This is a genomic window from Streptomyces otsuchiensis (assembly GCF_004305975.1).
In the GTDB taxonomy this organism is placed as follows: Bacteria; Actinomycetota; Actinomycetes; order Streptomycetales; family Streptomycetaceae; genus Streptomyces; species Streptomyces otsuchiensis.
Map to the genome: position 1 here is coordinate 1 of NZ_BHZI01000322.1, position 6,128 is coordinate 6,128.

8 protein-coding genes are annotated in these 6,128 nt (G+C 73.8%); 2 read left to right on the forward strand and 6 right to left on the reverse strand.

Annotation, left to right across the window (positions count from 1 at the left end; genetic code table 11):
* Positions 1–128: 128 nt before the first annotated feature.
* The 3 genes from rplT to infC all read right to left on the reverse strand — a co-directional run bounded on the left by rplT (position 129) and on the right by infC (position 1,543).
* Positions 129–512: a 50S ribosomal protein L20 gene (gene rplT, locus E0D90_RS22665; protein ID WP_103500695.1), complete on the reverse strand. Its 384-nt coding sequence runs from the start codon at positions 510–512 to the stop codon at positions 129–131.
* 113 nt (positions 513–625) lie between these two features.
* A complete protein-coding gene (rpmI, locus tag E0D90_RS22670) occupies positions 626–820 on the reverse strand; it encodes a 50S ribosomal protein L35 (protein ID WP_103500696.1) in 195 nt (64 codons plus the stop codon).
* 117 nt (positions 821–937) lie between these two features.
* Positions 938–1,543 (reverse strand): translation initiation factor IF-3, encoded by a 606-nt coding sequence (infC, locus tag E0D90_RS22675; protein ID WP_103500697.1) that lies wholly within the window; start codon positions 1,541–1,543, stop codon positions 938–940.
* Positions 1,544–1,941: 398 nt separating this feature from the next.
* Here infC and E0D90_RS22680 point away from each other — a divergent pair, with 398 nt between their 5' ends.
* Positions 1,942–2,310 carry a DUF1844 domain-containing protein gene (locus tag E0D90_RS22680; RefSeq protein ID WP_130799868.1) on the forward strand — a complete coding sequence of 123 codons (369 nt, stop codon included), beginning with the start codon at positions 1,942–1,944 and terminating at the stop codon, positions 2,308–2,310.
* Between the two features lie 63 nt (positions 2,311–2,373).
* Here the strand turns inward: E0D90_RS22680 and E0D90_RS22685 are convergent, their stop codons facing one another.
* Positions 2,374–3,105 (reverse strand): SseB family protein, encoded by a 732-nt coding sequence (locus E0D90_RS22685; protein WP_130799869.1) that lies wholly within the window; start codon positions 3,103–3,105, stop codon positions 2,374–2,376.
* Positions 3,106–3,260: 155 nt separating this feature from the next.
* Between E0D90_RS22685 and E0D90_RS22690 the strand changes: the two genes are divergently transcribed.
* The gene (locus tag E0D90_RS22690; protein ID WP_130799870.1) at positions 3,261–4,313 is read left to right on the forward strand and encodes a serine hydrolase; all 1,053 of its coding nucleotides are present in this window, start codon (positions 3,261–3,263) and stop codon (positions 4,311–4,313) included.
* Here E0D90_RS22690 and mycP read toward each other — a convergent pair.
* Together mycP and E0D90_RS22700 are read right to left on the reverse strand one after the other, a co-directional pair.
* Positions 4,288–5,481, reverse strand: a complete 1,194-nt coding sequence (gene mycP, locus E0D90_RS22695) for a type VII secretion-associated serine protease mycosin (protein ID WP_130799871.1) — start codon at positions 5,479–5,481, stop codon at positions 4,288–4,290. The genes E0D90_RS22690 and mycP overlap by 26 nt on opposite strands.
* Positions 5,478–5,990 carry a hypothetical protein gene (locus E0D90_RS22700; RefSeq protein WP_130799872.1) on the reverse strand — a complete coding sequence of 171 codons (513 nt, stop codon included), beginning with the start codon at positions 5,988–5,990 and terminating at the stop codon, positions 5,478–5,480. Before E0D90_RS22700 ends, mycP begins: the two co-directional genes overlap by 4 nt.
* Positions 5,991–6,128 lie beyond the last annotated feature (138 nt).

Consider the following 6,128-nt stretch of genomic DNA (forward strand, 5'->3'; position numbering starts at 1 on the left):
GTTCACGACCCGAACGCGTTCTCCGCCCTGGTCGAGGTCGCGCAGAAGGCCCGTCCGGCCGGTTGAACACGACACGGACCCGCAGGCTGAGCCTGCGGGTCCGTGTGCAGCCGGTAGGCGTCGCCTGCTCAGGCGGCCTTGGGCGCGTTCACGTCGGCCGGAAGGGCCTTCTGCGCGACCTCGACCAGGGCGGAGAACGCGTTCGGGTCGTGAACGGCGAGCTCGGCGAGCATCTTCCGGTTCACGTCGACCTCGGCGGCCTTGAGGCCCTGGATGAAGCGGTTGTACGTGATGCCGTTGGCGCGGGCCGCGGCGTTGATCCGCTGGATCCACAGCTGCCGGAAGTCGCCCTTGCGCTTCTTACGGTCGTTGTAGTTGTAGACGAAAGAGTGGGTGACCTGCTCCTTCGCCTTGCGGTACAGGCGGGACCGCTGGCCTCGGTAGCCACTGGCCTGCTCGAGGATCGCCCGGCGCTTCTTGTGGGCGTTGACTGCCCGCTTGACGCGTGCCACTAGTGAACTCCTTGTAAGGGGGTCGCGGTGTCTCCTCACGCGACCCGGAAACGGATGGTCCCGGTCTCACGCCGGCGCGCGGCCCGCCCGAGGGCGCTGCCGACGCTGCCGGATCACTTGCCGAGAAGCTTCTTGATCCTCTTGGCGTCGGCCGGGGCCGTCTCCGTGGTACCGGCCAGACGGCGGGTGAGGGTGGAGGACTTGTGCTCCAGGTAGTGGCGGCGGCCGGCACGCTGGCGCATCACCTTGCCGGAGCCGGAGAGCTTGAAGCGCTTGCTGGCACCGCTGTGCGTCTTGTTCTTCGGCATGTCGCCGTCTTCTCCTCGTCGGTGGTGCGGCCGGCCGGTCCCCCGGCCGGTCGGCCGGTCACGCCGGCTCGGCGCGCACCCTCATCGTCTGGTCTTGCGTTCCTGGGTGGCGAGGGCTCAGGCCCGCGGTTCACCCTGGCGCTCGGCCTTGCGGGCGGCCTGCGCCTGCCGGGCCTCGGCCATGGCCTCGGTCTTCTTCTTGTGCGGACCGAGAACCATGATCATGTTCCGGCCGTCCTGCTTCGGGTTCGACTCGATGAACCCGAGGTCCTGGACGTCCTCCGCGAGCCGCTGGAGCAGCCGGAACCCGAGTTCGGGACGGGACTGCTCACGACCACGGAACATGATCGTGATCTTGACCTTGTCACCCTGCTTGAGGAACCGGACGACGTGACCCTTTTTGGTGTCGTAGTCGTGCGGATCGATCTTCGGCCGGAGCTTCATCTCCTTGATGACCGTGTGCGCCTGGTTCTTGCGCGCCTCACGGGCCTTCATGGCCGACTCGTACTTGAACTTTCCGTAGTCCATGAGCTTGCACACGGGCGGCCTCGCGGTCGCCGCGACCTCGACGAGGTCGAGGTCGTACTCCTGTGCGAGCTCCAGGGCTTTGGCAAGCGGCACAATGCCGACCTGCTCGCCACTGGGACCGACGAGTCGCACCTCGGGGACGCGAATCCGGTCGTTGATGCGGGGCTCGGCGCTGATGGGGCCTCCTCGGTTCACCGCACGGATGCCTGGCGGACAGCCGTGCCTGAATGCGTTCGTCTGTGGTGACCACCGGCCGGTGCAGCAAAAAGAGCCCCGACCGTCGCCGGCGGGGCTCCTCACAGACTGGCCGCGCCACCGCAGGCACGCGGGACACGAGTCCGACCTTTGACCTGCCGGCCACTGGCCGATCAGGTGGGAGATACGGAGCCTCCACTTGCGGGCCGGGCCACCGGGTGACGCACGGATGCGCGCACTGATGTCCGGCCGGTCAGCGACCATCGTACCGCACCCGGCCGGGCGGGTGCTCCCAGGTGCCCGGCCGGACGGGCGGGGCACCTCGCCTACGCTGGTCCGCAGCCGGCCCGGCGGCCCCGGACGGCACCACCCACGACGAGCGGACAGACGACACAGCCATGAGCGACGCCACCCCCCAGCCCCAGGACGCCGGCCAGAGCAGCGACCCCCTGACCCGCGACATCGCCGAGGTGCCGGCGGTCGAGGTGATCACCACCGTGGCGGTCCACCTGATGAGCGCCGCCGCCGTCAACCTCGGGCTGTCCGAGGAGGGCGAGGAGCACCTCGACCTCGACGAGGCGCGCAAGCTGATCACCGCGCTGGCCGGGCTGGTCACCGCGGGCGCCACCGAGATCAGCTCCTTCCACGCCGCGCCGCTCCGGGACGGGCTGAAGTCGCTCCAGCTGGCGTTCCGTGAGGCGTCGGTGGTCCCGGACGAGCCGGGCACCGGTCCGGGCGAGAAGTTCACCGGTCCGGTCCACGGCTGACCGGCGGAACGCGCGGCGCGGCGGCGGGCCACGACACCGCGCGGCGGAGCGGGCCCGCCGGTGTCAGCCCCGCACGTAGAGCGGTTCGCCGCCGGGCAGCGTGCTGCCCGCCGGCAGCACCGCGAGCTGGATGCCGCGCACCAGGCGGCTGCGCAGCACCGGGTCGGCGGCCAGCGCGCCGGCCAGCCGGGTGACCTCCTCGCGGCCGCCCGCGCCCGCGTCGTAGACGACGGCGAGGGTGCCGTCGGTCTCCCCGCCGGGGACCAGCTGGGCGGCGTGGACCGCCGGCTCGGCCGCGAGCAGCGCACGCAGGGCCTCGGCGATCTCCGGGCCCGCGACCGGGCTGCCACCGGTGGCGAGCGCGCGCAGCGCACGGCCGGTGATCTCGTAGGGGACGGGGCCGGCCAGGTCCAGCACCAGGGAACCGGCGCCCTCCTGCACCGCGGCCTGGAGGGCCTGCTGGGTGGAGACCGCGACCGGACGGGCGTCCGGGCGCCAGCGCGTCAGGTTCTCCGTGGAGCTGAAGACGGGCAGGGTCCGGCGTCCGCCGTCACGTTCGAGGGTCAGCACCGCCATCTCGCTGCTCTTCTCCCGCCGCAGCCCGTCCGGCCCCGTCTCGGCCTCACCGAGGACGGCGACCACCGGGACCAGCAGCCGGGCCGCGGTCAGCAGCGGGATCAGCGCGTCCTCGGCCGCCGGGTCCTGGCGCCAGCGGGCGAGCGCCTCGCCCAGCCGGGGGTCGGCGGACCCGTCGTCGTCGGCGAACGGGGACCGGGGGATGTTGTGGGGCTGCACCCTGCGAGGGTATCGGCAGCGCCGCCGCGCTCGACCGGCCCGGTACGCCCCGCGCGCGTGGGCGGCGCGCGGGGCGCGCGGACCACGCCCGCCGTTACCTTTTCTTCATGTCAGCCTGCTGACTCGTGCACCCGTGCGAGATACCGTCGTTGCCCATGAGTCCACTGCTTCCGCGTCAGCGCGCCCGTCGGCTGGCCCCCGCCCTGCTGGGCGCGGCGATGGCCACCGGGGTTCTCGCGGGCACGGCGGCGGGTGGCGCCGCCCGCACCGGGGACCAGGCCGTGGCGATGCCCGACCTGGAGGTGCCGGAGCCGGACGCGGCGGCCGGTGAGGAGCCGGGGCGCGAGACCCCGGCGCGCGACGCGCGGGCTTCGCTGGTCGGAGAGCGCGCCGAGGCCGCGGCGGCCCCCGGTGGCGCTCGCGGTCCTGCCTACGCCGACCGCAGCGCCCACGAGCGGGTGCCGCCGGCCTGGACGGCGGCGGGCGCCGCGCTGGCGCGCGCGATCGGCCCGCTGGAGAGCGAGGACCCGGAGGTACGGGTCTCGGTGGCGGTGCTCGATCCCGTGACCGGCCGCACCCTGCGCTACGGCACCGGACGGTTCGACACCGCCAGCGTGGTCAAGGTCGACATCGTCGCGGCGCTGCTGCTGCGGGCGCAGGACGAGGGCCGGGAGCTGACCGGGGACGAACGCCGGCTGGCGTCGGAGGCGATACGGCTCAGCGACAACGACGCCACCCACGAGCTGTGGGCGATGCTCGGCGCCGAGGACGGCCTGGACGCGGCGAACGCCCGGTTCGGGCTGACGCTCACCTCCGGCGGCGCCGACGGCCACTGGGGGCTGACGCAGACGACCGCTTCCGACCAGATCGCCCTGCTGCGCGCGGTGTTCGGCCCCGCCTCACCGCTGAGCGGACCGTCCCGGGCCTTCCTGCAGGAGCTGATGGGCACGGTGGCCGACGGGCAGCGCTGGGGCGTCTCGGCGGCCGGGTCCGAGGACGGCACGGCGCTCAAGAACGGCTGGCTGCCGCGCAGTCACAACGGCCTGTGGAACATCAACAGCATCGGCCGGGTGACGGTCGACGACGGCCGGGGCTATCTGGTCGCGGTGCTCTCCTCGGGCCATCCGACCAGCGCGGAGGGCATCGCCAAGGTCGAGGCCGCGGCGCGCTCGGCCGTCGAGGTCATCCGGTCGGTCCCCGCGTCCTGACCCGCGAGAACAGCAGCGCGGCGGCCAGCAGGAACATCAGCCCGGCCGTGACGGCGACCGGGGTGAGCCACCGCCGCTCCTCGGGCGCGGAGGGTGCGGGCCGGGGGCCGGGGCCGAAGAACTCGGACGCGTAGGAGTCGACCGCGGCCGACGTCAGCGCCTGGTCACCGCCGGCGGCCGCGATGGCCGCGGCCGGATCGACCATGCCCGCGCCGAGCGCGGCGCTGTGACCGCCGATGGGCGCGTTCTGGGCGGTGCGTGCCAGCAGCCGCTTGATCTCGGCCGGGGTGAGCTGCGGGTGCGCCGCCTTGACCAGGGCGACCGCTCCGGAGACGAACGCCGCCGCGGCGCTGGTCCCCCAGCCCTGGAGGTACCGGTCACCGGGGGCGGCGATGATCACGTCCTTGCCGGGGGCGGCCACCGTGGCGTACCACCGCTGGGTCGAGAAGGGCGCGCGCCCACCGGTGCGGTCGACGGCGGTCACGGCGATGACGCCGGGATAGCCCGCCGGGTAGGAGACCGGGTCCCCGTCCTCCCCGCCGTTGCCCGCGGAGGCGACGACGACCACGCCGTGCCGGAGGGCGTAGCGGATCGCGGCGTCCTCCTCAGCGTCGGGGTGGGCGGAGGCGCTGTCGTCACCGAGGGAGAGGTTGATGACGTCGGCGCCCTGGTCGACGGCCCAGCGGATGCCCTCGGCGACGGCGTTGCCGGTCTCCGGGTGGTCCTCGGCACGCGCCGGGTCGTTCTCCTCCAGCAGGACGCGTACCGGCAGCACGCCGGCGCCGGGCGCGACACCGACGACGCCGCTGCGGGAGCCGGCCCCGTGACCGCGTCCCGCGATGATGCCGGCCATGGCGGTCCCGTGGCCCGCCCACGACTCGTCACCCGGGCGGGCACCGTGCGGCATCAGGTCGGTGCCCTCCAGCACCGCACCGGCGAGGTCCTGGTGCCCGGCGTCGACGCCGGTGTCGAGGACGGCCACGACGATGCCCTCGCCCCGGGTGGTCTGCCACGCCTCCTCGACGTTGATGGCGTCCAGCGCCCAGCGCTGCTGGTCGCGGATGGTGTCCGCGTGCGCGGCGGGGGTGGCGGCCAGCAGCACGGCGAGGAGGGTGGCGAGGACGAGCAGCGGGGTTCGCCGCCCGGCGCGGCCCGGTGAGTGGCTCATGCCTCCGCCCCCATCGTGTCGGCGGCCTTGCGGACCCGGCGCTCCACCCGGTCGGCGATGCCGCGCGCGTCGTGCCCGAGCCCGGCGAGGGCGGCCACCGTGTTCTGGTCGGCGGCGGTGGCCTCGGTGGCCGGCTGCGGCGGGCCGGCCGAGCGGCCGTCGGCGAAGCCGGTGACCGCGAACACGACGACGGGGGCGTCGGTGAGCGGCCGGATCGTCCAGGTGGCCCTGGGCACCGAGTCGCCGTCGCCGGTGGGGCTCACGCCGTCGTGGTGACGCGGCAGCAGGTCCACGCGCTCCGCCAGGCCCTCGCCGGTGAACCGGCGGTGCAGTTCACGGGTCTCCTCGGGGCCGGCGCGGGTGAACAGCAGCCCGACCGTGGTCACGCTGGTCTCGGTGTCGTCCATGTAGCTGGCGCGCACCAGACGGTGGCAGCCCGCCGGGGAGAGCGCTTCGAGCAGCGCCGGGTCGAAGGCGTCGGAGCAGCCGCTGTCGGGGGCGACCGCCACCCGTATCCAGCGGCGGTCGGCCTTGCCCGGGCCGGCACCCTCGCCCTCGATCAGGGGCGGGAACAGCCCTGTCTTCTTTACACATCTCCCAGCCCACGAGACAAAAGGCAAAATCGTATGCCGTCTTCTGCCTTAAAA